This is a genomic window from Pseudomonas sp. B22129 (assembly GCF_044218875.1).
In the GTDB taxonomy this organism is placed as follows: Bacteria; Pseudomonadota; Gammaproteobacteria; order Pseudomonadales; family Pseudomonadaceae; genus Aquipseudomonas.
The window spans coordinates 2,090,001-2,115,094 of record NZ_CP162592.1 but is presented as its reverse complement, the minus strand read 5'-3'; the positions used below and the strand labels follow the sequence as shown (position 1 = coordinate 2,115,094).

At 55.0% G+C, this 25,094-nt stretch carries 22 protein-coding genes, 4 tRNA genes and 2 rRNA genes (1 of these 28 only partly in view); all 28 read right to left on the bottom strand.

What is annotated here, in order from left to right; all coding sequences use genetic code 11:
- Nucleotides 1-8: 8 nt before the first annotated feature.
- Entirely contained in the window at nucleotides 9-341 is a 333-nt protein-coding gene (rplV, locus tag AB4P94_RS09585) for a 50S ribosomal protein L22 (protein WP_003103908.1), read from the bottom strand.
- Between the two features lie 11 nt (nucleotides 342-352).
- Complete coding sequence (gene rpsS, locus AB4P94_RS09580) at nucleotides 353-628, bottom strand: 30S ribosomal protein S19 (RefSeq protein ID WP_003232420.1); 276 nt, start codon at nucleotides 626-628, stop codon at nucleotides 353-355.
- A gap of 16 nt (nucleotides 629-644) precedes the next feature.
- Nucleotides 645-1,469 carry a 50S ribosomal protein L2 gene (gene rplB / locus AB4P94_RS09575; RefSeq protein ID WP_003210080.1) on the bottom strand — a complete coding sequence of 275 codons (825 nt, stop codon included), beginning with the start codon at nucleotides 1,467-1,469 and terminating at the stop codon, nucleotides 645-647.
- Between the two features lie 14 nt (nucleotides 1,470-1,483).
- The gene (gene rplW, locus AB4P94_RS09570; protein WP_002555488.1) at nucleotides 1,484-1,783 is read right to left on the bottom strand and encodes a 50S ribosomal protein L23; all 300 of its coding nucleotides are present in this window, start codon (nucleotides 1,781-1,783) and stop codon (nucleotides 1,484-1,486) included.
- Nucleotides 1,780-2,382, bottom strand: coding sequence for a 50S ribosomal protein L4 (gene rplD / locus AB4P94_RS09565; protein ID WP_003176424.1), 603 nt, complete (start codon nucleotides 2,380-2,382; stop codon nucleotides 1,780-1,782). Before rplD ends, rplW begins: the two co-directional genes overlap by 4 nt.
- A gap of 12 nt (nucleotides 2,383-2,394) precedes the next feature.
- Nucleotides 2,395-3,030, bottom strand: coding sequence for a 50S ribosomal protein L3 (gene rplC / locus AB4P94_RS09560; RefSeq protein ID WP_003194649.1), 636 nt, complete (start codon nucleotides 3,028-3,030; stop codon nucleotides 2,395-2,397).
- Between the two features lie 81 nt (nucleotides 3,031-3,111).
- Entirely contained in the window at nucleotides 3,112-3,423 is a 312-nt protein-coding gene (gene rpsJ, locus AB4P94_RS09555; RefSeq protein WP_003186070.1) for a 30S ribosomal protein S10, read from the bottom strand.
- Nucleotides 3,424-3,581: 158 nt separating this feature from the next.
- A complete protein-coding gene (tuf, locus tag AB4P94_RS09550) occupies nucleotides 3,582-4,775 on the bottom strand; it encodes an elongation factor Tu (RefSeq protein WP_003176426.1) in 1,194 nt (397 codons plus the stop codon).
- Between the two features lie 30 nt (nucleotides 4,776-4,805).
- Nucleotides 4,806-6,911: an elongation factor G gene (gene fusA, locus AB4P94_RS09545; RefSeq protein ID WP_395610327.1), complete on the bottom strand. Its 2,106-nt coding sequence runs from the start codon at nucleotides 6,909-6,911 to the stop codon at nucleotides 4,806-4,808.
- A 30-nt stretch (nucleotides 6,912-6,941) separates the two neighbouring features.
- On the bottom strand, nucleotides 6,942-7,412 hold the full coding sequence (rpsG, locus tag AB4P94_RS09540) for a 30S ribosomal protein S7 (RefSeq protein WP_002555493.1): 471 nt from the start codon (nucleotides 7,410-7,412) through the stop codon (nucleotides 6,942-6,944).
- A gap of 118 nt (nucleotides 7,413-7,530) precedes the next feature.
- A complete protein-coding gene (rpsL, locus tag AB4P94_RS09535) occupies nucleotides 7,531-7,902 on the bottom strand; it encodes a 30S ribosomal protein S12 (protein ID WP_002555494.1) in 372 nt (123 codons plus the stop codon).
- A 217-nt stretch (nucleotides 7,903-8,119) separates the two neighbouring features.
- On the bottom strand, nucleotides 8,120-12,319 hold the full coding sequence (gene rpoC, locus AB4P94_RS09530; RefSeq protein WP_395610326.1) for a DNA-directed RNA polymerase subunit beta': 4,200 nt from the start codon (nucleotides 12,317-12,319) through the stop codon (nucleotides 8,120-8,122).
- A gap of 64 nt (nucleotides 12,320-12,383) precedes the next feature.
- Nucleotides 12,384-16,457, bottom strand: a complete 4,074-nt coding sequence (gene rpoB / locus AB4P94_RS09525; RefSeq protein WP_395610325.1) for a DNA-directed RNA polymerase subunit beta — start codon at nucleotides 16,455-16,457, stop codon at nucleotides 12,384-12,386.
- A 220-nt stretch (nucleotides 16,458-16,677) separates the two neighbouring features.
- Nucleotides 16,678-17,043 carry a 50S ribosomal protein L7/L12 gene (gene rplL, locus AB4P94_RS09520; RefSeq protein ID WP_155585072.1) on the bottom strand — a complete coding sequence of 122 codons (366 nt, stop codon included), beginning with the start codon at nucleotides 17,041-17,043 and terminating at the stop codon, nucleotides 16,678-16,680.
- Nucleotides 17,044-17,121: 78 nt separating this feature from the next.
- Nucleotides 17,122-17,622 carry a 50S ribosomal protein L10 gene (rplJ, locus tag AB4P94_RS09515; protein ID WP_015886139.1) on the bottom strand — a complete coding sequence of 167 codons (501 nt, stop codon included), beginning with the start codon at nucleotides 17,620-17,622 and terminating at the stop codon, nucleotides 17,122-17,124.
- Between the two features lie 199 nt (nucleotides 17,623-17,821).
- The gene (rplA, locus tag AB4P94_RS09510) at nucleotides 17,822-18,517 is read right to left on the bottom strand and encodes a 50S ribosomal protein L1 (RefSeq protein WP_003176434.1); all 696 of its coding nucleotides are present in this window, start codon (nucleotides 18,515-18,517) and stop codon (nucleotides 17,822-17,824) included.
- The gene (rplK, locus tag AB4P94_RS09505; protein WP_003176435.1) at nucleotides 18,517-18,948 is read right to left on the bottom strand and encodes a 50S ribosomal protein L11; all 432 of its coding nucleotides are present in this window, start codon (nucleotides 18,946-18,948) and stop codon (nucleotides 18,517-18,519) included. Before rplK ends, rplA begins: the two co-directional genes overlap by 1 nt.
- Nucleotides 18,949-19,065: 117 nt before the next feature.
- Nucleotides 19,066-19,599: a transcription termination/antitermination protein NusG gene (gene nusG, locus AB4P94_RS09500; RefSeq protein WP_003176436.1), complete on the bottom strand. Its 534-nt coding sequence runs from the start codon at nucleotides 19,597-19,599 to the stop codon at nucleotides 19,066-19,068.
- 9 nt (nucleotides 19,600-19,608) lie between these two features.
- The gene (gene secE, locus AB4P94_RS09495) at nucleotides 19,609-19,977 is read right to left on the bottom strand and encodes a preprotein translocase subunit SecE (RefSeq protein WP_003194658.1); all 369 of its coding nucleotides are present in this window, start codon (nucleotides 19,975-19,977) and stop codon (nucleotides 19,609-19,611) included.
- 45 nt (nucleotides 19,978-20,022) lie between these two features.
- Nucleotides 20,023-20,098 (bottom strand) — tRNA-Trp (locus AB4P94_RS09490).
- Nucleotides 20,099-20,259: 161 nt separating this feature from the next.
- Nucleotides 20,260-20,335: transfer RNA gene (locus AB4P94_RS09485), tRNA-Thr, on the bottom strand.
- A 26-nt stretch (nucleotides 20,336-20,361) separates the two neighbouring features.
- Nucleotides 20,362-20,435: transfer RNA gene (locus tag AB4P94_RS09480), tRNA-Gly, on the bottom strand.
- A gap of 24 nt (nucleotides 20,436-20,459) precedes the next feature.
- Nucleotides 20,460-20,544: transfer RNA gene (locus AB4P94_RS09475), tRNA-Tyr, on the bottom strand.
- A gap of 143 nt (nucleotides 20,545-20,687) precedes the next feature.
- Nucleotides 20,688-21,134, bottom strand: coding sequence for a hypothetical protein (locus tag AB4P94_RS09470; protein WP_395610324.1), 447 nt, complete (start codon nucleotides 21,132-21,134; stop codon nucleotides 20,688-20,690).
- 7 nt (nucleotides 21,135-21,141) lie between these two features.
- Nucleotides 21,142-21,891 carry a pantothenate kinase gene (locus AB4P94_RS09465; protein ID WP_395610323.1) on the bottom strand — a complete coding sequence of 250 codons (750 nt, stop codon included), beginning with the start codon at nucleotides 21,889-21,891 and terminating at the stop codon, nucleotides 21,142-21,144.
- On the bottom strand, nucleotides 21,881-22,840 hold the full coding sequence (gene birA / locus AB4P94_RS09460) for a bifunctional biotin--[acetyl-CoA-carboxylase] ligase/biotin operon repressor BirA (RefSeq protein ID WP_395610322.1): 960 nt from the start codon (nucleotides 22,838-22,840) through the stop codon (nucleotides 21,881-21,883). Before birA ends, AB4P94_RS09465 begins: the two co-directional genes overlap by 11 nt.
- 168 nt (nucleotides 22,841-23,008) lie before the next feature.
- Nucleotides 23,009-23,124: ribosomal RNA gene (rrf, locus tag AB4P94_RS09455) — 5S ribosomal RNA — on the bottom strand.
- A gap of 155 nt (nucleotides 23,125-23,279) precedes the next feature.
- Nucleotides 23,280-25,094 (bottom strand): 23S ribosomal RNA (locus AB4P94_RS09450); it runs 1,077 nt beyond the window's last position.

Below are 25,094 nucleotides of genomic sequence, written 5' to 3'. Positions count from 1 at the left end.
CGACTCCGTTACTTGTCAGCAACCTTGACAGTGATATGGCAAGACCGCTTGACGATGCGATCAGCACGGCCTTTGGCACGTGGCATGATGCGCTTCAGCGAACGCCCTTCGTTGACGAAAACGGTGCTGACCTTCAGGTCATCAACGTCTGCGCCTTCGTTATGCTCGGCGTTGGCTACGGCCGACTCCAGCACTTTCTTCATGATCTCGGCGGCTTTCTTACTGCTGAAAGCCAACAGGTTGAGCGCTTCGCCCACCTTCTTCCCGCGGATCTGGTCGGCGACCAAGCGGGCTTTCTGGGCGGAGATTCGAGCGCCCGACAACTTAGCGGCTACTTCCATTTCCTAACCCCTTAACGCTTGGCTTTCTTGTCTGCCACGTGCCCACGATAAGTGCGGGTACCGGCAAACTCGCCTAGTTTGTGGCCGACCATGTCTTCGTTCACGAGAACTGGGACGTGCAAGCGACCGTTGTGTACAGCGATGGTCAGACCGACCATTTGTGGCAGGATCATCGAACGACGCGACCAGGTCTTAACTGGTTTGCGATCATTCTTTTCCGCCGCCACTTCGATCTTCTTCAGTAGGTGAAGATCAATAAAAGGACCTTTTTTCAGAGAACGTGGCACTGTCGTATCCCTCTATTTACTTGCGACGACGGACGATCATTTTGTCGGTACGCTTATTACCACGAGTCTTCGCGCCCTTAGTCGGGAAGCCCCATGGCGATACCGGATGACGACCACCAGAGGTACGACCTTCACCACCACCGTGTGGGTGGTCAACCGGGTTCATGGCAACACCACGAACGGTTGGGCGAACGCCACGCCAGCGTTTGGCACCAGCTTTACCCAGCGAACGCAGGCTGTGCTCGGAGTTCGAGACTTCACCCAGGGTCGCGCGGCATTCAGCCAGCACTTTACGCATTTCACCAGAACGCAGACGCAGGGTCACGTAGACACCTTCACGAGCGATCAGCTGAGCCGAAGCACCAGCGGAACGAGCGATTTGCGCGCCTTTACCTGGCTTCAATTCGATGCCGTGTACGGTGCTACCAACTGGAATGTTACGCAGCTGCAGAGCGTTGCCCGGCTTGATCGGTGCCAAAGCACCTGCGATCAGCTGGTCGCCAGCACTCACGCCTTTAGGGGCGATGATGTAGCGACGCTCGCCATCTGCGTACAGCAGCAGAGCGATGTGAGCAGTACGGTTTGGATCGTATTCGATACGCTCGACAGTGGCAGCGATGCCATCTTTGTCGTTGCGACGGAAGTCGACCAGACGATAATGCTGCTTATGGCCACCACCGATGTGACGAGTGGTAATACGACCATTGTTGTTACGACCACCAGTCTTCGATTTTTTCTCGAGCAGCGGTGCGTGAGGAGCGCCTTTATGCAGCTCCTGGTTGACCACCTTGACCACAAAACGGCGGCCAGGGGAAGTCGGTTTGCATTTAACGATTGCCATGATGCACCCCTTCCTTACTCAGCACTGCTGCTGAAATCGAGATCTTGGCCTGGCTGAAGGGAGATAACTGCCTTCTTCCAGTCATTACGCTTGCCCAGACCGCGAGCAGTGCGCTTGCTCTTACCCAGAACATTCAGGGTAGTAACACGCTCTACTTTCACGCTGAACAGGCTTTCGACGGCCTTCTTGATTTCCAGCTTGGTTGCGTCAGTTGCAACCTTGAAAACGAACTGGCCTTTCTTGTCAGCCAGAACCGTAGCCTTTTCGGAAACGTGCGGGCCAAGCAGAACTTTAAATACGCGTTCCTGGTTCATCCCAGCAGCTCCTCGAATTTCTTCACGGCCGACACGGTGATCAACACCTTGTCGTATGCGATCAGACTAACTGGATCGGAACCTTGCACGTCACGTACATCAACGTGTGGCAGGTTGCGAGCAGCCAGGTACAGGTTCTGATCAACAGCTTCGGACACGATCAAAACATCGGTCAGGCTCATGTTGTTCAGTTTGCCCAGCAGATCTTTGGTTTTCGGGCTTTCAACAGCGAAGTCCTGAACCACGACCAGACGGTCAGTACGCACGAGTTCAGCAAGGATGGAGCGCAGTGCTGCGCGGTACATCTTCTTGTTGAGCTTCTGCGAGTGATCCTGTGGACGAGCTGCGAAAGTGGTACCGCCGCCGCGCCAGATTGGGCTACGGATAGTACCGGCACGAGCACGGCCAGTACCTTTCTGACGCCAAGGGCGCTTACCGCCACCACGAACGTCGGAACGGGTCTTTTGCTGCTTGCTACCTTGACGACCGCCGGCCATGTAGGCCACGACTGCTTGGTGAACCAGCGTCTCGTTGAACTCGCCGCCAAACGTCAGTTCGGAAACTTCGATCGCTTGAGCGTCATTTACATTTAATTGCATGTCAGCTTCCCCTTAACCGCGAGCCTTGGCCGCCGGACGTACAACCAGGTTGCCGCCAGTAGCGCCAGGAACAGCACCCTTGACCAACAACAGATTGCGTTCAGCGTCGACGCGCACTACTTCGAGGGACTGCACGGTCACGCGCTCAGCGCCCATATGACCGGACATTTTTTTGCCCTTGAATACACGACCAGGAGTCTGGCACTGGCCAATAGAGCCCGGGACGCGGTGGGAAACGGAGTTACCGTGAGTGTTGTCTTGGCCACGGAAATTCCAACGCTTGATCGTACCCTGGAAGCCTTTACCTTTGGACTGACCGGTTACATCAACCAGTTGACCAGCGGCGAAGATTTCAGCGTTGATCAGATCGCCAGCCTGGTAGTCGCCATCTTCGAGACGGAACTCCATAACAGTGCGACCAGCTGCAACGTTTGCTTTAGCGAAGTGACCTGCTTGAGCAGCAGTCACGCGCGAAGCACGACGCTCGCCGACAGTGACTTGCACTGCACGATAGCCATCGGTCTCTTCAGTTTTGAACTGGGTGACGCGATTCGGTTCGATCTCAATGACCGTGACCGGAATGGAGACACCTTCTTCGGTGAAAATACGGGTCATACCGCATTTACGACCGACTACACCAATAGTCATGTTGTAAACCTCATGAGTGTACGGGGCTTTCACCCGCTATGGCCGCCCATTTCAGAGCGTTACACGACTAAGACCCGAGTCTTAGCCGAGGCTGATCTGTACTTCCACACCGGCCGCCAGATCGAGCTTCATAAGTGCATCAACGGTTTTATCCGTTGGCTGGACGATGTCCAGTACGCGCTTATGAGTACGGATCTCGTACTGGTCACGCGCGTCTTTGTTGACGTGCGGGGAGACCAGAACGGTGAACCGCTCTTTACGGGTAGGCAGTGGAATTGGACCACGCACTTGTGCACCAGTACGTTTCGCGGTTTCCACGATTTCCTGGGTGGATTGGTCGATCAGGCGATGGTCAAAAGCCTTCAACCTGATACGGATTTGCTGATTTTGCATTGGATTTCAGACTCCGGCTGCTATTCCCAGCGAGCGCAATACGCCCGTTAAAAGGAGGCGCAATTCTATAGACGCCCCAGATAGGTGTCAACCCAATAAAAAAGGCCCCCGCTGAGCGGGGGCCTTCTCAAAAAACCGAGCTATCTCAGAAGAGATAATTACTCGATGATTTTAGCTACAACGCCAGCACCAACGGTACGGCCGCCTTCGCGAATAGCGAAACGCAGACCGTCTTCCATTGCGATGGTTTTGATCAGGGTAACAACCATTTTGATGTTGTCGCCCGGCATTACCATCTCAACGCCTTCCGGCAGTTCGCAGTTGCCAGTCACGTCAGTAGTACGGAAGTAGAACTGTGGACGGTAGCCTTTGAAGAACGGAGTGTGACGACCGCCTTCTTCTTTGCTCAGAACGTACACTTCAGCTTCGAACTTGGTGTGCGGCTTAACCGAACCTGGCTTAACCAGAACCTGGCCACGCTCAACGTCGTCACGCTTGGTACCACGCAGCAGAACGCCGCAGTTCTCGCCAGCACGACCTTCGTCGAGCAGCTTACGGAACATTTCAACACCGGTGCAGGTGGTGACGGTAGTGTCACGCAGACCAACGATTTCCAGTGGATCTTGAACCTTGACGATACCGCGCTCGATACGGCCAGTTACAACAGTACCGCGACCAGAGATCGAGAATACGTCTTCGATTGGCATCAGGAACGGCTTGTCGATAACACGAACTGGATCTGGGATGTAGCTGTCCAGAGTTTCAACCAGTTTACGAACGGACGTGGTGCCCATTTCGTTGTCGTCTTTGCCTTCCAGAGCCATACGAGCAGAACCGATGATGATCGGAGTGTCGTCGCCTGGGAAGTCGTAAGTGCTCAGCAGATCGCGCACTTCCATCTCAACCAGTTCCAGCAGCTCAGCGTCGTCCACCAGGTCAGCCTTGTTCAGGTAAACCACGATGTACGGAACGCCTACCTGACGGGACAGCAGGATGTGCTCACGGGTTTGTGGCATCGGACCATCAGCGGCCGAGCAAACCAGGATAGCGCCGTCCATTTGAGCAGCACCGGTGATCATGTTCTTCACATAGTCAGCGTGACCTGGGCAGTCAACGTGAGCGTAGTGACGGATCAGCGAGTTGTATTCAACGTGCGCGGTGTTGATGGTGATACCACGAGCTTTTTCTTCTGGCGCGCTGTCGATTTTATCGAAATCAACGATTGCGGAACCGAATACTTCGGAGCAAACGCGAGTCAGAGCAGCAGTCAGAGTGGTTTTACCGTGGTCAACGTGACCGATGGTGCCAACGTTGACGTGCGGTAGGGAACGATCAAATTTTTCTTTAGCCACGACAATTAACTCCTTGCCTAAAGGACTGAATCAGCCTTGTTTTTTGGATACAGTTTCAGCGATGTGCGCCGGAGCTGTGTTGTATTTTTTGAATTCCATAGAGTAGCTTGCGCGACCCTGGGACATGGAGCGAACGTCGGTCGCATAACCGAACATCTCACCCAACGGAACCTCGGCGCGAATCACTTTGCCGGAAACCGTGTCTTCCATACCCAAAATCATGCCGCGACGACGGTTAAGGTCGCCCATGACATCACCCATATAGTCTTCAGGTGTAACAACTTCTACCGCCATGATTGGCTCAAGCAACTCACCACCGCCCTTCTGGGCCAGTTGCTTGGTTGCCATGGAAGCAGCCACCTTAAACGCCATCTCGTTGGAGTCGACGTCGTGGTAAGAACCGTCAAAAACGGTTGCTTTCAGGCCGATCAGCGGATAGCCGGCAACAACACCGTTCTTCATCTGCTCTTCGATGCCCTTCTGGATAGCAGGGATGTATTCCTTAGGAACCACACCACCTACTACTTCGTTCACGAATTGCAGACCTTCCTGACCTTCGTCAGCAGGAGCAAAACGGATCCAGCAGTGACCGAACTGACCACGACCGCCGGACTGACGAACGAACTTGCCTTCGATTTCACAGTTCTTCGTGATGCGCTCACGATAGGAAACCTGAGGCTTACCGATGTTGGCTTCGACGTTGAACTCACGGCGCATCCGATCAACCAGGATGTCCAGGTGAAGCTCGCCCATGCCGGAGATGATCGTTTGACCAGTCTCTTCATCAGTTTTGACGCGGAAAGATGGATCTTCCTGAGCAAGCTTGCCCAGAGCGATACCCATTTTTTCCTGGTCATCCTTGGTCTTAGGCTCTACGGCAACCGAAATAACCGGCTCCGGGAAGTCCATGCGAACGAGGATGATTGGCTTGTCAGCGTTGCACAAGGTTTCACCAGTGGTGACGTCCTTCATGCCGATCAGGGCCGCGATGTCACCAGCGCGCACTTCCTTGATCTCTTCGCGGGCGTTTGCGTGCATTTGCACCATACGACCCACGCGCTCTTTCTTGCCTTTAACCGAGTTGATCACGCCGTCGCCGGAGGCCAACACGCCCGAGTAAACGCGGACGAAGGTCAAAGTACCCACGAATGGGTCGGTTGCGATCTTGAACGCCAGAGCCGAGAACGGCTCGCTGTCATCGGCGTGACGCTCCATTTCTTCTTCCTCGTTATCAGGGTTGGTACCCTTGATAGCAGGAATGTCGGTTGGAGCCGGCAGGTAGTCGATAACGGCGTCGAGAACCAGGGGAACGCCCTTGTTCTTGAACGAGGAACCGCAAACAGCCAAGACGATCTCGCCAGCGATAGTACGCTGACGCAGAGCAGCCTTGATTTCCGCGTTGGTGAGCTCTTCACCTTCGAGGTACTTGTTCATCAGCTCTTCGTTGGCTTCGGCAGCAGCCTCAACCATGTTGTTGCGCCACTCGTCAGCCAGCTCCTGCAGTTCTGCAGGGATAGGCTTACGAACAGGAACCATACCTTTGTCGGAATCGTTCCAGTAAACAGCTTCCATATTGATCAGATCGATCTGACCCTGGAAGTTGTCTTCGGAACCGATAGCCAACTGGATAGGCACCGGAGTGTGACCCAGACGCTGCTTGATCTGACCGATCACGCGCAGGAAGTTGGCACCAGCACGGTCCATCTTGTTTACGTAAACAAGACGCGGAACGCCGTATTTGTTGGCCTGACGCCATACGGTTTCCGACTGAGGCTCAACGCCCGAGGTACCACAGAACACAACGACAGCGCCGTCGAGTACGCGCAGGGAACGTTCAACTTCAATGGTGAAGTCTACGTGGCCTGGGGTATCGATTACGTTGAAGCGGTGCTCGTCTTTGTACTGCTTCTCGGAACCTTTCCAGAAGGCGGTAATAGCAGCAGAAGTAATGGTAATACCACGCTCCTGCTCCTGAACCATCCAGTCTGTGGTCGCGGCGCCGTCATGCACCTCGCCCATTTTGTGACTTTTGCCGGTGTAAAACAGCACGCGCTCGGTGGTGGTGGTTTTACCAGCATCCACGTGAGCGACGATACCGATGTTACGGTAGCGGCTAATCGGAGTAGTACGAGCCATAAAGCCCTCGCAAAATTAGTGAAGCTAAGATTAGAAGCGGTAGTGCGAGAAAGCTTTGTTAGCTTCAGCCATACGGTGCACGTCTTCACGCTTCTTAACAGCAGCACCTTTACCTTCAGCAGCGTCCAACAGCTCGCCGGCCAAACGCAGAGCCATAGACTTCTCGCCGCGCTTACGGGCGAAGTCTACCAACCAGCGCATTGCCAGAGCGTTACGACGGGACGGACGAACTTCGACCGGAACCTGGTAAGTAGCACCGCCTACACGGCGCGACTTCACTTCGACCAGCGGAGCGATGGCGTCGAGAGCTTTCTCGAAGATTTCCAGGGGGTCGCTGTTCTTGCGTTCTTTAACCTTTTCCAGCGCGCCATAAACGATACGCTCGGCAACGGCTTTCTTGCCGCTTTCCATCACGTGGTTCATGAACTTGGCCAGAATTTGGCTTCCGTATTTTGGATCGTCAAGCACTTCGCGCTTGGCTGCTACGCGTCTTCTTGGCATGGATAAGCCCTCAAACGGTCTTCAGGTTCGTTCGGAATCGGTGCCCTTGCGGGACGCCTCCGACCTTACTCTTATCGACTCAGAAAATTAGATGATTCAGTGTTGCAAAAAGCCGCTACTACTTAGGCTTCTTGGTACCGTACTTCGAACGACCCTGGTTACGACCTTTAACGCCGGAAGTATCCAAGGAGCCGCGTACGGTGTGATAACGAACACCTGGCAAGTCTTTTACACGACCGCCGCGGATCAGTACCACGCTGTGTTCTTGCAGGTTGTGACCTTCACCACCGATGTACGAGGAAACCTCGAAACCGTTGGTCAGGCGCACACGGCATACTTTACGCAGTGCCGAGTTAGGTTTTTTCGGCGTAGTGGTATACACGCGAGTGCATACGCCACGACGTTGCGGGCAGTTCTGCAGCGCAGGCACGTCGGATTTCTCGACGATACGCTTACGCGGCTGACGTACCAGCTGGTTGATAGTTGCCATCTACTAGCTCCACTGTTGTCTTGCGACGCTATTGTCTTGCAAGAAAAGCAAAATGGCAGGAACGAATTCCCGCCAAATTTAGGGGTACAAGAGTCTAAAGAGGATCTTGCCCCCAGTCAAGGCAAGGCCCCGACATCCCCTCTCGTCGAACCGGGACAAAAATGCCTCGATCCGACGAATGGGGGCTGCCGGGGCCCAGACTTATCTAGTGCAGAACTCAGTTACCGCTAGAGTTCAGCGCTTCGGTCAGTGCAGCTTCCACTTCACTGGCGCTTACGCGCAGCGGCTTGTCAGCATCACGGCGGCGCTTGCGCTCGCTGTGGTAAGCCAAGCCGGTACCTGCCGGGATCAGACGACCCACGACCACGTTTTCTTTCAGGCCGCGCAGGTAATCGCGCTTGCCGGTTACCGCTGCTTCGGTCAGTACGCGAGTGGTCTCCTGGAAGGAGGCCGCCGAGATGAACGACTCAGTGGACAACGACGCCTTGGTGATACCCAGCAACACACGAGTGAACTTGGAAACAAATTTGTCTTCCGCGCCCAGACGTTCGTTTTCTACCAATACGTGAGTCAGTTCCATCTGGTCGCCCTTGATGAAACTCGAATCGCCGGATTCAGCGATCTCAACTTTACGCAGCATCTGACGCAGGATGGTCTCGATGTGCTTATCGTTGATCTTCACGCCTTGCAGACGGTAAACGTCCTGGATCTCGTTAACGATGTACTTGGCCAGCGCACTCACACCCAGCAGACGCAGGATGTCGTGTGGATCGCTCGGGCCGTCGGAGATAACTTCGCCGCGGTTTACCTGTTCGCCTTCGAACACGTTCAGGTGACGCCACTTCGGAATCAGCTCTTCATACGGATCGCTACCGTCGTTCGGGGTAATGACCAGACGGCGCTTGCCCTTGGTCTCTTTACCGAACGCGATGGTGCCGCTGACTTCAGCCAGAATCGACGCTTCTTTCGGACGACGAGCTTCGAACAAGTCGGCAACACGCGGCAGACCACCGGTGATGTCACGGGTCTTCGAAGTTTCTTGCGGGATACGCGCGATAACATCACCGATCGCGATCTTCGCACCATCCGCCACACCGACCAGGGCGTTGGCTGGCAGGAAGTACTGAGCGATAACGTCAGTGCCTGGCAGCAACAAGTCCTTGCCGTTGTCATCGACCATCTTCACGGCAGGACGGATGTCTTTACCGGCAGCTGGACGATCTTTCGCGTCGAGTACTTCAATGTTGGTCATACCGGTCAATTCGTCAGTCTGACGCTTGATCGTGATGCCTTCTTCCATGCCCACGTAGGTCACGGTACCTTTCATTTCGGTAACGATTGGGTGAGTGTGCGGATCCCACTTGGCCACGATTGCGCCAGCGTCGACCTTGTCACCCTCTTTAACCGAAATCACAGCACCGTACGGCAGCTTGTAACGCTCACGCTCACGACCGTAGTCATCAGCGATTGCCAGCTCACCGGAACGGGACACAGCAACCAGGTGGCCATCCACTCGCTCAACATGTTTCAGGTTGTGCAGGCGGACGGTACCGCCATTTTTCACCTGAACGCTGTCAGCTGCGGAGGTCCGGCTTGCCGCACCACCGATGTGGAACGTACGCATCGTCAGCTGGGTACCCGGCTCACCGATGGACTGGGCAGCGATAACGCCGACCGCTTCACCGATGTTCACCTGGTGACCACGTGCCAAGTCACGGCCGTAGCATTTGGCGCAGATGCCGTAGCGGGTTTCGCAGCTGATCGGCGAGCGAACGATCACTTCGTCGATGCTGTTGAGTTCGATGAACTCGACCCACTTCTCGTCTACCAGCGTACCGGCAGGAACGATGATTTCTTCGGTGCCAGGCTTGAATACGTCACGGGCGATCACTCGACCCAGTACGCGCTCACCCAACGGCTCTACAACGTCACCGCCTTCAATGTGCGGCGTCATCAGCAGGCCGTGCTCGGTGCCGCAGTCGATCTCGGTTACAACCAGATCTTGTGCAACGTCTACCAGACGACGAGTCAGGTAACCGGAGTTAGCGGTTTTCAACGCGGTATCCGCAAGACCCTTACGAGCACCGTGAGTGGAGATGAAGTACTGAAGTACGCTCAAACCTTCACGGAAGTTCGCAGTAATCGGCGTTTCGATGATGGAACCGTCCGGCTTGGCCATCAGGCCACGCATACCGGCGAGCTGACGGATCTGCGCAGCAGAACCCCGTGCGCCCGAGTCGGCCATCATGTACATCGAGTTGAAGGACTCTTGATCAACTTCCACGCCATGACGGTCGATAACCTTCTCTTTCGAGAGGTTGGCCATCATCGCCTTGGAGACTTCGTCGTTCGCCTTCGACCAAAGGTCGATCACTTTGTTGTACTTCTCGCCCTGGGTTACCAGGCCGGAGGCGTACTGGCTTTCGATCTCTTTCACTTCATCGGTAGCAGCACCGATGATCTGGGCTTTTTCATCCGGGATAACGAAGTCGTTAACACCGATGGAAACGCCGGAAATGGTCGAATAAGCAAAACCGGTGTACATCAACTGGTCAGCGAAGATCACGGTCTCTTTCAAACCAACCACGCGGTAGCACTGGTTGATCAGCTTGGAGATCGCCTTTTTCTTCATCGGCAAGTTGACGACGTCGTAGGACAGGCCTTTTGGCACAACCTGATACAGCAGCGCACGGCCGACGGTGGTGTCGACGATACGGGTGCCGCTCACGCTGCCGCCGTCACGGTCGTTGACGGTTTCGTTGATCCGCACTTTGACCTTGGCGTGCAGTGCGGCTTCGCCGGCACGGAACACACGGTCAACTTCTTGCAGGTCAGCGAATACGCGGCCTTCGCCCTTGGCGTTGATCGCTTCACGGGTCATGTAGTACAGACCCAATACAACGTCCTGCGACGGAACGATGATTGGCTCACCGTTGGCTGGCGACAGAATGTTGTTGGTCGACATCATCAACGCGCGCGCTTCCAACTGGGCTTCCAGTGTCAGCGGTACGTGCACGGCCATTTGGTCGCCGTCGAAGTCGGCGTTGTACGCAGCACAGACCAGCGGGTGCAGCTGGATAGCCTTACCTTCGATCAGTACCGGTTCAAACGCCTGGATACCCAGACGGTGAAGGGTCGGTGCACGGTTGAGGAGAACCGGGTGTTCGCGGATCACTTCAGCGAGAACGTCCCAAACCTCTGGCAGTTCGCGCTCGACCATTTTCTTGGCCGCTTTGATGGTGGTCGCGAGACCGCGCATTTCCAACTTGCCGAAGATGAATGGCTTGAACAGCTCAAGTGCCATCTTCTTGGGCAGACCGCACTGGTGCAGACGCAGGGTCGGGCCTACGGTAATTACCGAACGACCGGAGTAGTCAACGCGCTTACCGAGCAAGTTCTGACGGAAACGACCTTGCTTACCCTTGATCATGTCAGCCAGGGATTTCAGAGGACGCTTGTTGGAACCCGTGATAGCGCGGCCACGACGACCGTTGTCGAGCAAGGCATCGACGGCTTCTTGCAACATACGCTTTTCGTTGCGCACGATGATGTCCGGAGCGGACAGATCAAGCAGACGCTTCAAGCGGTTGTTACGGTTGATCACGCGGCGGTACAGGTCGTTGAGGTCGGACGTCGCGAAACGACCACCATCCAACGGTACCAGCGGACGCAGGTCTGGCGGCAGAACCGGCAGAACGGTCAGCACCATCCACTCTGGCAAGTTGCCGGAACCCTGGAAGGCTTCCATCAACTTCAGACGCTTGGACAGTTTCTTGATCTTGGTTTCGGAGTTGGTTTGCGGAATTTCTTCGCGCAGACGGCCAATCTCGTGCTCCAGGTCGATAGCGTGCAGCAGTTCGCGGACAGCTTCGGCACCCATGCGGGCATCGAAATCGTCGCCGAACTCTTCCAGCGCTTCGAAGTACTGCTCGTCGTTCAGCAGCTGACCTTTTTCAAGGGTGGTCATGCCCGGGTCGATAACGACATAGCTCTCGAAGTAGAGAACGCGTTCGATATCACGCAGGGTCATGTCCATCAGCAAGCCGATACGGGACGGCAGCGATTTCAGGAACCAGATGTGGGCAACCGGCGAAGCCAGTTCGATGTGCGCCATGCGCTCACGACGAACCTTGGCCAGTGCAACTTCAACGCCGCACTTCTCGCAGATCACACCACGGTGCTTCAAGCGCTTGTACTTACCGCACAGGCACTCGTAATCCTTTACCGGGCCAAAGATCTTGGCGCAGAACAGGCCGTCACGTTCAGGTTTGAACGTACGGTAGTTGATGGTTTCCGGCTTTTTAACTTCACCGAACGACCACGAACGGATCATCTCAGGCGATGCCAATCCAATACGGATGGCGTCGAACTCTTCGACTTGACCCTGGTTTTTCAGCAAATTCAGTAGGTCTTTCAAGGCCTTTCCTCCTGGCGGAGCAGAGAGCGGGCTAAACAGCCCCGCTCTCGATTCGCGTCACGTGTTATTCGGTTTCCAGATCGATATCGATGCCGAGGGAACGAATTTCTTTGATCAACACGTTGAAGGACTCGGGCATGCCCGGCTCCATACGGTGATCGCCGTCCACGATGTTTTTGTACATCTTGGTCCGACCGTTCACATCGTCCGACTTCACTGTGAGCATTTCTTGCAGAGTGTAAGCAGCACCGTATGCTTCCAGTGCCCAGACCTCCATCTCCCCGAAACGCTGACCACCGAACTGAGCCTTACCACCCAGCGGCTGCTGGGTAACCAGGCTGTACGAACCGGTAGAACGAGCGTGCATCTTATCGTCTACCAAGTGGTTCAGCTTCAGCATGTACATGTAGCCAACAGTAACCGGGCGCTCAAACTTGTTGCCGGTACGGCCGTCGAACAGCTGCATCTGGCCGCTTTCTGGCAGGTCTGCCAGCTTCAGCATGGCCTTGATTTCGCTTTCCTTGGCACCGTCGAACACCGGGGTAGCCATTGGAACACCGCCGCGCAGGTTCTTCGCCAGATCCAGGATTTCCTGGTCGGAGAAGGTGTCCAGCTCTTCGTTGCGACCGCCGATCTCGTTGTAGATCTCGTGCAGGAACTTACGCAGGTCTGCGACCTTGCGCTGCTCTTCGATCATACGGTTGATCTTCTCGCCCAGACCTTTGGCCGCGAGGCCCAGGTGGGTTTCAAGGATCTGACCAACGTTCATACGCGAAGGTACGCCCAACGGGTTGAGGACGACGTCGACCGGGGTGCCATTGGCATCGTGCGGCATGTCTTCAACCGGCATGATCACGGAGACCACACCTTTGTTACCGTGACGACCGGCCATCTTGTCGCCCGGCTGGATGCGACGACGGATTGCCAGGTAAACCTTGACGATTTTCAGCACGCCTGGAGCCAGGTCATCGCCCTGCTGCAGTTTGCGCTTCTTGTCTTCGAACTTGTCGTCCAGCAGACGGCGGCGATCAACGATGTAGGCCTGGGCCTTCTCGAGCTGCTCGTTCAGAGCGTCTTCAGCCATGCGCAGTTTGAACCACTGGCCGTGCTCAAGACCGTCGAGGATTTCGTCGGTGATGTCCTGACCTTTCTTCAGACCTGCGCCGCCTTCGGCCTTGTGGCCTACCAGAGCGGAACGCAGACGTTCGAAGGTCGCGCCTTCAACGATACGGAACTCTTCGTTCAGGTCCTTGCGGATCTCGTCGAGCTGGGTCTTCTCGATGGACAGTGCACGAGCATCACGCTCAACGCCGTCACGGGTGAAGACCTGTACGTCGATGACAGTACCTTTGGTGCCGGTAGGCACACGCAGGGAAGTGTCTTTAACGTCGCTGGCTTTTTCACCGAAGATGGCACGCAGCAGTTTTTCTTCCGGAGTCAGTTGGGTCTCGCCTTTCGGAGTGACCTTACCGACCAGGATGTCGCCTGCGCCTACTTCAGCACCTACGTAAACGATACCGGCTTCGTCCAGCTTGTTCAGTGCAGCCTCACCCACGTTCGGGATGTCTGCAGTGATTTCCTCTGGCCCAAGCTTGGTGTCACGCGCCACACAGGTCAGTTCCTGAATGTGGATCGTGGTGAAACGGTCTTCTTGAACAACACGCTCGGACAGGCAGATGGAGTCTTCGAAGTTGAAGCCGTTCCATGCCATGAACGCGATGCGCATGTTCTGACCCAGCGCCAGTTCACCCATGTCGGTGGACGGGCCGTCGGCCATGATGTCGCTACGCTGAACGCGATCACCCTTGCTCACCAGCGGACGCTGGTTGATGCAGGTGTTCTGGTTTGAGCGGGTGTATTTGGTCAGGTTGTAGATGTCGACACCGGCTTCGCCAGTTTCAACTTCGTCATCGGCAACACGAACCACGATACGGCTGGCATCAACGGAGTCGATCACGCCGCCACGACGAGCCACGACGCAAACGCCGGAGTCACGGGCTACGTTACGCTCCATGCCGGTACCTACCAGCGGCTTGTCAGCGCGCAGGGTCGGTACAGCTTGACGCTGCATGTTGGAACCCATCAACGCACGGTTGGCGTCATCGTGCTCCAGGAACGGGATCAGCGACGCAGCAACCGAAACTACCTGCTTCGGCGATACGTCCATCAAGGTGACGTCTTCCGGCGCCTTGACGGTGAACTCGTTCAAGTGACGAACAGCTACCAGCTCGTCGACCAGGACTTTCTTGTCGTTCATCGTGGCCGAAGCCTGAGCGATCACGTGATCAGCTTCTTCGATGGCGGACAGGAATACGATCTCGTCGGTGACCAGAGCGTCTTTCACTACACGGTACGGGCTCTCGAGGAAGCCATACTGGTTAGTGCGCGCATAAGCGGCCAGGGAGTTGATCAGACCGATGTTCGGACCTTCCGGCGTTTCGATCGGGCAAACACGACCGTAGTGCGTAGGGTGTACGTCACGAACTTCAAAGCCAGCACGCTCACGGGTCAGACCGCCCGGGCCCAGTGCAGATACACGGCGCTTGTGGGTGATCTCGGAGAGCGGGTTGTTCTGGTCCATGAACTGGGAAAGCTGGCTGGAACCGAAGAACTCTTTCACCGCCGCAGCCACTGGCTTGGCGTTGATCAGGTCTTGCGGCATCAGGCCTTCGCTTTCTGCCATCGACAGACGCTCTTTGACCGCACGCTCAACACGTACCAAGCCAACGCGGAACTGGTTCTCGGCCATTTCGCCTACGCAGCGAACACGACGGTTACCCAGGTGGTCGATGTCATCGACGATGCCTTTGCCGTTACGGATATCGACCAGAGTCTTCAGTACCGCGACGATGTCTTCCTTGCACAGCACGCCCGAACCTTCGATCTCGGTACGACCGATACGACGGTTGAACTTCATCCGGCCGACCGCAGACAGGTCATAGCGCTCAGGGCTGAAGAACAGGTTGTTGAACAGGGTCTCGGCAGCGTCTTTGGTTGGTGGCTCACCAGGACGCATCATGCGATAGATCTCGACCAGCGCTTCCAATTGGTTGCTGGTGGAGTCGATCTTCAGTGTGTCGGAGATGAACGGACCGCAGTCGATGTCGTTGGTGTACAGGGTCTCGATGCGAACGACCTGAGCCTTGGCGATCTTGGCCAGGATCTCGGTGTTCAGCTCGGTGTTGCACTCAGCCAGGATTTCGCCTGTCGCCGGGTGAACGATGACCTTGGCGGTCGTACGACCCAGGACGTATTCCAGAGGAACGTCCAGCGACTTGATACCGGCTTTTTCGATCTGGTTGATGTGGCGCGCAGTGATACGACGACCCGCTTCAACAATAACCTTGCCTTTTTCGTCCTGGATGTCCAGAACGGCAATTTCACCACGCAGACGCGAAGCAATCAGTTCCAGGCTGAGGGTTTCGCCCTTCAGGCTGAATACGTTGGTGGTGTAGAAAGCGTCCAGCACTTGCTCAGTGGTATAGCCGAGCGCGCGCAGCAGTACCGAGGCCGGCAGCTTGCGACGACGGTCGATACGCACGAACACGCAGTCTTTCGGGTCGAACTCGAAGTCCAACCACGAGCCGCGGTACGGAATGATCCGCGCGGAGTACAGGAGCTTGCCGGAGCTGTGCGTCTTGCCGCGGTCGTGGTCGAAGAACACGCCCGGGGAACGGTGCAGCTGGGAAACGATTACACGCTCGGTACCGTTGATAACGAAGGTGCCGTTTTCAGTCATCAACGGGATTTCGCCCATGTAGACTTCTTGCTCTTTGATGTCCTTGATCGCTTTGTTCGACGATTCTTTGTCGAAAATGATCAGACGGACTTTTACCCGCAAAGGTACGGCGTACGTAACACCGCGCAACACGCATTCTTTGACATCAAATGCCGGTTCGCCCAGGCGATAACCCACGTACTCCAGCGCAGCATTGCCGGAGTAGCTGATGATCGGGAAAACGGATTTGAAGGCCGCATGCAGGCCCACGTCGCGGAACTGATCTTTGGTCGCTCCCGCCTGCAAGAATTCACGATACGAATCCAGCTGGATAGCCAGAAGGTACGGGACATCCATGACGTCCGGCAACTTGCTAAAGTCCTTGCGGATACGTTTTTTCTCAGTATATGAGTAAGCCATCAGCGTTCCCCAGCTTGGTCACCTGCTTGTTTGGCCCCTCCCGACGGGAGCAGCCAGAAAATCTCGCAAACCCCATGGTTTGCACCACCGCATCGGGTGGCTACAGCGCGTTAATGGCGGCGACCGAGTCGACAGCCAAGAACGGAAAAAGGCCGGTGGCAAGAGCCACCAGCCATCAGCCTTCAGCTTAACGCTTGGGCTGGAGACGCAAGGTCGATGCTTACTTCAGCTCGACTTTAGCGCCTGCTTCTTCCAGCACTGCTTTAGCTTTGTCAGCTGCGTCTTTCGACACTGCTTCCAGAACCTGGGCAGGAGCGCCGTCAACTACAGCCTTGGCTTCTTTCAGGCCCAGACCGGTCAGTTCACGTACTGCCTTGATCACGTTTACTTTCTTCTCGCCAGCTTCCAGCAGCATGACGTTGAATTCGGTTTGCTCTTCAGCAACAGCAGCAACAGCGGCTGGGCCAGCGGAAGCAGCGGCAGCGGAAACGCCGAATTTTTCTTCGAAAGCTTTGATCAGCTCAACAACCTGCAGAACCGACATTTCAGCTACGGCGTTGAGGATATCGTCTTGGGAGATAGACATTGCTGTATTTCCTGAATTGGGGGACGGCCTACGCGGCCATCGAAATAAACAAAAAAACGCGAGGGAAAATGCTCAGCCTTAGGCTGCGGCAGCTTCTTTTTGCTCGCGAACTGCGGCCAGAGTACGAGCCAACTTGCTGGTAGCGCCTTGAATCACGCTCATCAGCTGAGAAATAGCTTCGTTACGGGTCGGCAGTGTTGCCAGTACGTCGATTTGGTTAGCTGCGAGGAACTTGCCCTCGAACGCAGCTGCCTTGATCTCGAACTTATCCTGACCCTTGGCGAATTCCTTGAACAAACGGGCAGCAGCGCCAGGATGGTCAGTGGAGAACGCAATCAGGGTCGGGCCGGTGAACACGTCATTGAGGACACTGTATTCAGTGTCAGCAACAGCGCGCTTGAGCAGGGTGTTACGTACAACACGTACGTATACGCCAGCTTCACGAGCCTCTTTACGGAGTCCGGTCATAGCGCTTACTGTCACACCACGGGCATCAGCCACGACAGCGGACAGAGCAGCTTTGGCAGCCTCGTTGACTTCAGCGACGATGGCCTTCTTGTCTTCGAGATTAATTGCCACGGGTTTAACTCCTGCTTGTTACCGTTTCATCTGGCCTAGGCCGGATGTCGTTTTGGTGTCTGATTCGGTAAGGAACCGGGAGCACCATCTGCGTAGGCTTGTGGTTTAAGACTTGCGTCGCCTACGGTCTTGGATAGCCCCCGCCAGGCAGGGACCCCAATTTTTTCAATTGGCGCGATCTCTCGCACCAACCTGTGTCTTATACGTCCAGCGAGCCTTGGTCGATGACCAGACCTGGGCCCATAGTGGTGCTCAGGGTAACGCGCTTGACGTAGATACCTTTCGAGGAAGCTGGCTTGATACGCTTCAGATCAGCGATCAGGGCTTCAACGTTTTCCTTCAGCTTGACGGCATCAAAGCCGACTTTGCCAACGGAAGTGTGGATGATGCCGTTTTTGTCGGTGCGATAACGAACCTGACCAGCCTTGGCGTTTTTAACCGCGGTGGCTACGTCTGGAGTTACGGTGCCGACTTTAGGGTTAGGCATCAGACCACGTGGACCGAGGATCTGACCCAACTGACCTACAACGCGCATTGCATCCGGGGAAGCAATAACGACGTCATAGTTCAGGTCGCCGCCTTTCATTTCGGCAGCCAGGTCATCCATGCCAACGCGATCGGCGCCAGCGGCCAGAGCAGCTTCAGCTGCCGGGCCTTGAGTGAAGACAGCAACACGTACAGTCTTGCCAGTACCGTGTGGCAGCACAGTAGCGCTACGAACGACCTGGTCGGATTTACGTGGGTCAACACCCAGGTTTACAGCAACGTCAACGGACTCGCTGAACTTGACAGTCGACAGTTCGGTCAGCAGAGCAGCAGCATCTACAAAGTTGTAGGACTTGCCCGCTTCGATTTTACCGGCGATAGCCTTTTGGCGCTTGGTCAGCTTAGCCATTACACACCCTCCACGTTAAGGCCCATGCTACGAGCAGAACCGGCGATGGTACGCACGGCTGCATCCATATCAGCTGCAGTCAGATCCGCGTTTTTGGTTTTCGCGATTTCTTCCAGCTGAGCACGAGTCACGGTGCCAACCTTAACGGTGTTAGGACGAGCGGAACCGCTAGTCAGACCAGCAGCTTTCTTCAACAGAACCGAAGCCGGGGTCGACTTGGTTTCGAAAGTGAAGCTACGGTCGCTGTATACAGTGATGATCACTGGAGTCGGCAGACCTGGCTCAAGACCCTGAGTACGGGCGTTGAAGGCCTTGCAGAATTCCATGATGTTCACGCCGTGTTGGCCCAGGGCTGGACCGACGGGTGGACTTGGGTTGGCCTGTGCGGCCTTCACTTGCAGCTTGATGTAAGCGGTAATCTTCTTGGCCATGAGGCACTCCAATTACGGGTTCAAGCGCCTCGAAAGGCTCCCCGGTTACTTGCGCGTATATCCCAGTGACGACAAAACCCCACAGCCTGAGGCTGCGGGGTTGGGATGCTTGCTCAGCTAGACCTTCTCGACCTGACTGAACTCCAGCTCTACCGGAGTAGAGCGACCGAAAATGAGCACCGCCACCTGGATCCGGCTCTTTTCGTAGTTAACTTCTTCGACGGTGCCGTTGAAATCAGCAAACGGACCATCTGTGACACGAACAACCTCACCTGGCTCGAACAACGTCTTCGGCTTAGGCTTGTCGCTACCGTCAGCAACACGACGCAGAATCGCTTCCGCCTCTTTGTCGGTGATCGGAGCAGGCTTATCGGCAGTACCGCCAATGAAACCCATGACACGAGGAGTGTCCTTGACCAAGTGCCAAGTACCTTCATTCATGTCCATCTGAACCAGCACGTAGCCAGGGAAGAACTTGCGTTCGCTTTTGCGCTTCTGGCCATTCCGCATTTCAACCACTTCTTCAGTGGGAACCAGAATTTCGCCGAAGCCATCTTCCATGCCTGCGAGCTTTACGCGCTCTAGCAAAGAGCGCATAACATGCTTCTCGTAACCCGAGTAAGCATGCACAACGTACCAACGCTTAGCCACGGGACACCCTTAGCCAACAATCAAGGAAACAAGCCAGCCGAGCAGGGAATCAAGTCCCCACAACAGCAACGCCATAACCAGAACAACAGCCACAACGATCAACGTGGTCTGCGTGGTTTCTTGGCGAGTCGGCCAAACGACTTTACGAATTTCGGTGCGAGCTTCCTTTACCAGAACCGCGAAAGACTTGCCTTTGGCAGTCTGCAGGCCTACAAAGGCAGCTACAGCAGCAAGGGCGAGCAAAGCGAGGACACGGTACAGGATCGGCGAAGCAGAGTAATACTGATTGCCAACAACGCCTACGACCACCAACGCGACAACAGCGAGCCACTTGACGAGATCGAAACGAGAGCTTTGAGCTTCAGCCTTAGGAGTCATCTATGAAGATCCTGTGAAAAGAAAGCCAGACACACCACGTGAATCTGGCAGGTCAGGAGGGAATCGAACCCCCAACCTACGGTTTTGGAGACCGTCGCTCTGCCAATTGAGCTACTGACCTAAAACAAAATCAGGCCGACCATTATGCAGGCCTGAAAAAGACTTTACAACAACCAACCCCACTAGACCTGAAATCACTCAGCAATAAAGCCAAGCGCAACACCAACAAGCCGAGGCAGCTGTTAAAACAAAGGCAGATATTTTCATATCTGCCTTGTTATATGGAGCTCTTGAGCGGATTTGAACCGCTGACCTCACCCTTACCAAGGGTGTGCTCTACCAACTGAGCTACAAGAGCAAAACACCTTGCACAACCTGCAAACTTGGAGCGGGTAGCGGGAATCGAACCCGCATCATCAGCTTGGAAGGCTGAGGTTCTACCACTAAACTATACCCGCGGAGCTTGCAGCTCACGCTAAAAATGGTGGAGGGGGAAGGATTCGAACCTTCGAAGTCGTAGACGTCAGATTTACAGTCTGATCCCTTTGGCCGCTCGGGAACCCCTCCTAAGCGAGCCGGCATTTTACATCACGCCGACCTTCTGTCAAGCATTTTCTCATTTAAAAATATGAGGTTAGCTGCGTTGACGATCACTTCACGCTGTAGACCGTAAAGGTCTTCACTGCGAAGCGGGCGCCATTCTATGCAAACTATTCGTGAGTTGCAACGCCTTCGCACAACATTATTTTATGTTTTAACTCATTGAATTCCTTAGCAAGGTTTTCAAAGGGCAGATCGTCAGCCAAGCGTCTGCTTTCAGGAGCCACTCGGAGCCAATAGCCCGATGCATCCGACGTATTGAGCAACTGGACCTTGACCTTGATATCCAGGCTCATGAGGCGCTGCTCAACCGATTGAGCCTGCTGCTGATCAGCAAAGCCACCGATGTATAAGCAGGTATTTGGGGCGTCAGGACCTTTCGCCCGATCGCGCCGCACAACAGGGTCGGAAGATTCGCTCAACAGGCGAATATCCTGCTGAGAGCCCCGATAGAGACTTAAGGGCGTAACGTCCTTGGCACGCAGCGGAGCATCTTGTTGATGCCAGATGTAATAGAAGGCATTGAGAACGAGCAAAAGCAAAAACAGCCAACGCATAAACACCTCAGGACAAAGGGCATGCCATCGCCAACCCTACAAAAACCAGATCAGGAACAAGCCTTGCCCGGGGCACAGCCTCGACGACCAGGTCAGCATCCCCACCGGTCAGGAAAACAGTAAAGTCCTCCCCCCAATAACTTTGGGCCAACTGAAGCTGAGTAAGCACAAACCCCCTGAGCATTAGCGTACAACCACGCTCCACCGCCTCCACGGTTGTACGGCCCGGCGAGAGGCGCTCAACCGCCTGCTCAGCCGCCGCGTCGTCGTAGCGAATCTTGCGTGTATGCGTGCGCAGCTGGCTGCGCATCAGCGGCATTCCCGGACAGATAAAGCCACCCAGGTGCTCACCATCGGCGCCGATAAAATCAGCCGTCGCCGCGGTACCGAAGTCGAGCACCAGGCATGCGCCGGACGCAAGCTTGAACCCACCGAGCATTGCCAACCAGCGATCGAGCCCGAGACGCTCAAACTCCTCATAACCGTTACGCACACCGCCCATCTCGCGCGCAGAGACCGCACACGAAACTTCGACACCGAAAGCACTCTCCAGCGCCCTGACCAACTTGTCGGTTTCCTCGGCGGCTCGGACACTCACCAGCCGGCAACGCGTCAGCAACAGGCCCGAAATCGCCACCAGGCTTTCAATCAATGCTACATCTGAACCAACAACCCCCTCTGCAGAGGCTTCAGCTCCATTCGGCGCAAGTACACGCCACTTGATAAAGCTATTCCCACAGTCGAGCTCAAGAATCATCACGCAACCTCAGGCTTAGCTCACCACCGCTGTAAATTTTCTCGACACCGTCAACACTCAAGCGCAGTGCACCTTGGCGATCAACACCCAAGACCACCCCATCAATCTGATTCACACCTGCGATAAGAGATACAGCCTTTCCCTGCCACAAGTGGTGTTGCTCCCACTCGTCCTGCAACTGCGCAAACCCAGAAGCCATATGCCGATCCAGGTAGACTTGTAACTGCAGCCCCAGTTGAGCGACCAAATCGTTACGATCAACTGGACAACCTTTTTCAAGCCCCACTGAGGTCCATTGCTGGTCGACGCCATCTGCCTTCTGCATATTCACGTTAATTCCTATTCCCAAGACAACGTGACAGATGTCAGCAGGGTCCCCGACCAATTCCAGCAATATACCGGCGATTTTCTTCGGTCCGACCAAGACGTCGTTCGGCCATTTCAAGGCAGCCCCTTGCACCCCTACAGAACGCAGGGCGTGCATTACCGCCAACCCTACAACGAGGCTAAGACCCTCCAACTGCCGCAAGCCACCCTCAATGCGCAAGACGAGGCTGTAATACACGTTTTGAGCAAAAGGGCTGACCCACTTACGGCCTCGCCGCCCTCTGCCGGCCGTTTGCTGCTCCGCAAGCACTAAAAAGGGCGCCGCGCAACCAGCCCCGACAAGCCTTAAGGCTTCGGCGTTGGTGGAGTCAATAGAGTCAAAAATATGGATTGGCCATACCAAAGCAGGCGCATTGGCTACGATCTCTTGGGCGCTCAAAAACACCAACGGGGAGGCCAACTGATAACCCTTGCCGCGGACTTTATGAATCGGCAAGTTAAGTTCGGCCTCAAGATGCTGGAGCTGTTTCCATACAGCACTGCGACTGACGCCCAAGGCCTCGCCCAGCGCCTCCCCGGAGTGGAATCGGCCATCTTTCAGAAGTTTCAACAACGTCAGCATGCAAGTATCGCCTCACAATGAGGCACGCATGATAGCCATGCGCAAGGTCATTGCATAGAAACCGCTGGACTTTAGAACCTGAGGCGACCCCGCGCCACGCTTGGCACTTTCCGACCGCCCAAAACAAAACCCCTGTTTGCGTTAGCAAACAGGGGTTCTGGAATTTAATCTTGACGATGACCTACTCTCACATGGGGAAACCCCACACTACCATCGGCGATGCATCGTTTCACTACTGAGTTCGGGATGGGATCAGGTGGTTCCAATGCTCTATGGTCGTCAAGAAATTCGGGTACTGACTCGTGGCTTATGCCTCGCTTCAGCAAATTGGGTATGTGACAGCTTTCGGTGTTTTGTGAACGTCGAACTTTCGGTTCATCTCGTCTTCACACACCGCAATCTGATGCTCTTTCGAGTAGTCAAATTGCTTGGGTGTTATATGGTCAAGCCTCACGGGCAATTAGTATTGGTTAGCTCAACGCCTCACAGCGCTTACACACCCAACCTATCAACGTCGTAGTCTTCGACGGCCCTTCAGGGAACTCAAGGTTCCAGTGAGATCTCATCTTGAGGCTAGTTTCCCGCTTAGATGCTTTCAGCGGTTATCTATTCCGAACATAGCTACCCGGCAATGCCACTGGCGTGACAACCGGAACACCAGAGGTTCGTCCACTCCGGTCCTCTCGTACTAGGAGCAGCCCCTCTCAAATCTCAAACGTCCACGGCAGATAGGGACCGAACTGTCTCACGACGTTCTAAACCCAGCTCGCGTACCACTTTAAATGGCGAACAGCCATACCCTTGGGACCGGCTTCAGCCCCAGGATGTGATGAGCCGACATCGAGGTGCCAAACACCGCCGTCGATATGAACTCTTGGGCGGTATCAGCCTGTTATCCCCGGAGTACCTTTTATCCGTTGAGCGATGGCCCTTCCATACAGAACCACCGGATCACTAAGACCTACTTTCGTACCTGCTCGACGTGTCTGTCTCGCAGTCAAGCGCGCTTTTGCCTTTATACTCTACGACCGATTTCCGACCGGTCTGAGCGCACCTTCGTACTCCTCCGTTACTCTTTAGGAGGAGACCGCCCCAGTCAAACTACCCACCATACACTGTCCTCGATCCGGATAACGGACCTGAGTTAGAACCTCAAAGTTGCCAGGGTGGTATTTCAAGGATGGCTCCACGCAGACTGGCGTCCACGCTTCAAAGCCTCCCACCTATCCTACACAAGCAAATTCAAAGTCCAGTGCAAAGCTATAGTAAAGGTTCACGGGGTCTTTCCGTCTAGCCGCGGATACACTGCATCTTCACAGCGATTTCAATTTCACTGAGTCTCGGGTGGAGACAGCGCCGCCATCGTTACGCCATTCGTGCAGGTCGGAACTTACCCGACAAGGAATTTCGCTACCTTAGGACCGTTATAGTTACGGCCGCCGTTTACCGGGGCTTCGATCAAGAGCTTCGCGTTAGCTAACCCCATCAATTAACCTTCCGGCACCGGGCAGGCGTCACACCCTATACGTCCACTTTCGTGTTTGCAGAGTGCTGTGTTTTTAATAAACAGTCGCAGCGGCCTGGTATCTTCGACCGGCATGAGCTTACGGAGCAAGTCCTTCACCCTCACCGGCGCACCTTCTCCCGAAGTTACGGTGCCATTTTGCCTAGTTCCTTCACCCGAGTTCTCTCAAGCGCCTTGGTATTCTCTACCCAACCACCTGTGTCGGTTTGGGGTACGGTTCCTGGTTACCTGAAGCTTAGAAGCTTTTCTTGGAAGCATGGCATCAACCACTTCGTTAACTAAAAGTTAACTCGTCATCAGCTCTCGGCCTTAAGATCCCGGATTTACCTAAGATCTCAGCCTACCACCTTAAACTTGGACAACCAACGCCAAGCTGGCCTAGCCTTCTCCGTCCCTCCATCGCAATAACCAGAAGTACAGGAATATTAACCTGTTTTCCATCGACTACGCTTTTCAGCCTCGCCTTAGGGACCGACTAACCCTGCGTCGATTAACGTTGCGCAGGAAACCTTGGTCTTTCGGCGTGGGTGTTTTTCACACCCATTGTCGTTACTCATGTCAGCATTCGCACTTCTGATACCTCCAGCAAGCTTCTCAACTCACCTTCACAGGCTTACAGAACGCTCCTCTACCGCATCACTTACGTGATACCCGTAGCTTCGGTGTATGGTTTGAGCCCCGTTACATCTTCCGCGCAGGCCGACTCGACTAGTGAGCTATTACGCTTTC

Bases quoted from the DNA above. Each gene is read 5' to 3' on its own strand.
- rplL (WP_155585072.1), bottom strand. From the start codon at position 17,043: ATGTCTATCTCCCAAGACGATATCCTCAACGCCGTAGCTGAAATGTCG.
- rpsJ (WP_003186070.1), bottom strand. From the start codon at position 3,423: ATGCAAAATCAGCAAATCCGTATCAGGTTGAAGGCTTTTGACCATCGC.
- rplA (WP_003176434.1), bottom strand. From the start codon at position 18,517: ATGGCTAAGCTGACCAAGCGCCAAAAGGCTATCGCCGGTAAAATCGAA.
- rplV (WP_003103908.1), bottom strand. From the start codon at position 341: ATGGAAGTAGCCGCTAAGTTGTCGGGCGCTCGAATCTCCGCCCAGAAA.
- rpoB (WP_395610325.1), bottom strand. From the start codon at position 16,457: ATGGCTTACTCATATACTGAGAAAAAACGTATCCGCAAGGACTTTAGC.
- secE (WP_003194658.1), bottom strand. From the start codon at position 19,977: ATGACTCCTAAGGCTGAAGCTCAAAGCTCTCGTTTCGATCTCGTCAAG.
- rplW (WP_002555488.1), bottom strand. From the start codon at position 1,783: ATGAACCAGGAACGCGTATTTAAAGTTCTGCTTGGCCCGCACGTTTCC.
- AB4P94_RS09470 (WP_395610324.1), bottom strand. From the start codon at position 21,134: ATGCGTTGGCTGTTTTTGCTTTTGCTCGTTCTCAATGCCTTCTATTAC.
- fusA (WP_395610327.1), bottom strand. From the start codon at position 6,911: ATGGCTCGTACTACTCCGATTAGCCGCTACCGTAACATCGGTATCGTC.
- birA (WP_395610322.1), bottom strand. From the start codon at position 22,840: ATGCTGACGTTGTTGAAACTTCTGAAAGATGGCCGATTCCACTCCGGG.
- AB4P94_RS09465 (WP_395610323.1), bottom strand. From the start codon at position 21,891: ATGATTCTTGAGCTCGACTGTGGGAATAGCTTTATCAAGTGGCGTGTA.
- rplD (WP_003176424.1), bottom strand. From the start codon at position 2,382: ATGCAATTAAATGTAAATGACGCTCAAGCGATCGAAGTTTCCGAACTG.
- rplB (WP_003210080.1), bottom strand. From the start codon at position 1,469: ATGGCAATCGTTAAATGCAAACCGACTTCCCCTGGCCGCCGTTTTGTG.
- rpsL (WP_002555494.1), bottom strand. From the start codon at position 7,902: ATGGCAACTATCAACCAGCTGGTACGTCAGCCGCGTAAGCGTATCGTC.
- rplC (WP_003194649.1), bottom strand. From the start codon at position 3,030: ATGACTATTGGTGTAGTCGGTCGTAAATGCGGTATGACCCGTATTTTC.
- rpsG (WP_002555493.1), bottom strand. From the start codon at position 7,412: ATGCCAAGAAGACGCGTAGCAGCCAAGCGCGAAGTGCTTGACGATCCA.
- rplK (WP_003176435.1), bottom strand. From the start codon at position 18,948: ATGGCCAAGAAGATTACCGCTTACATCAAGCTGCAAGTGAAGGCCGCA.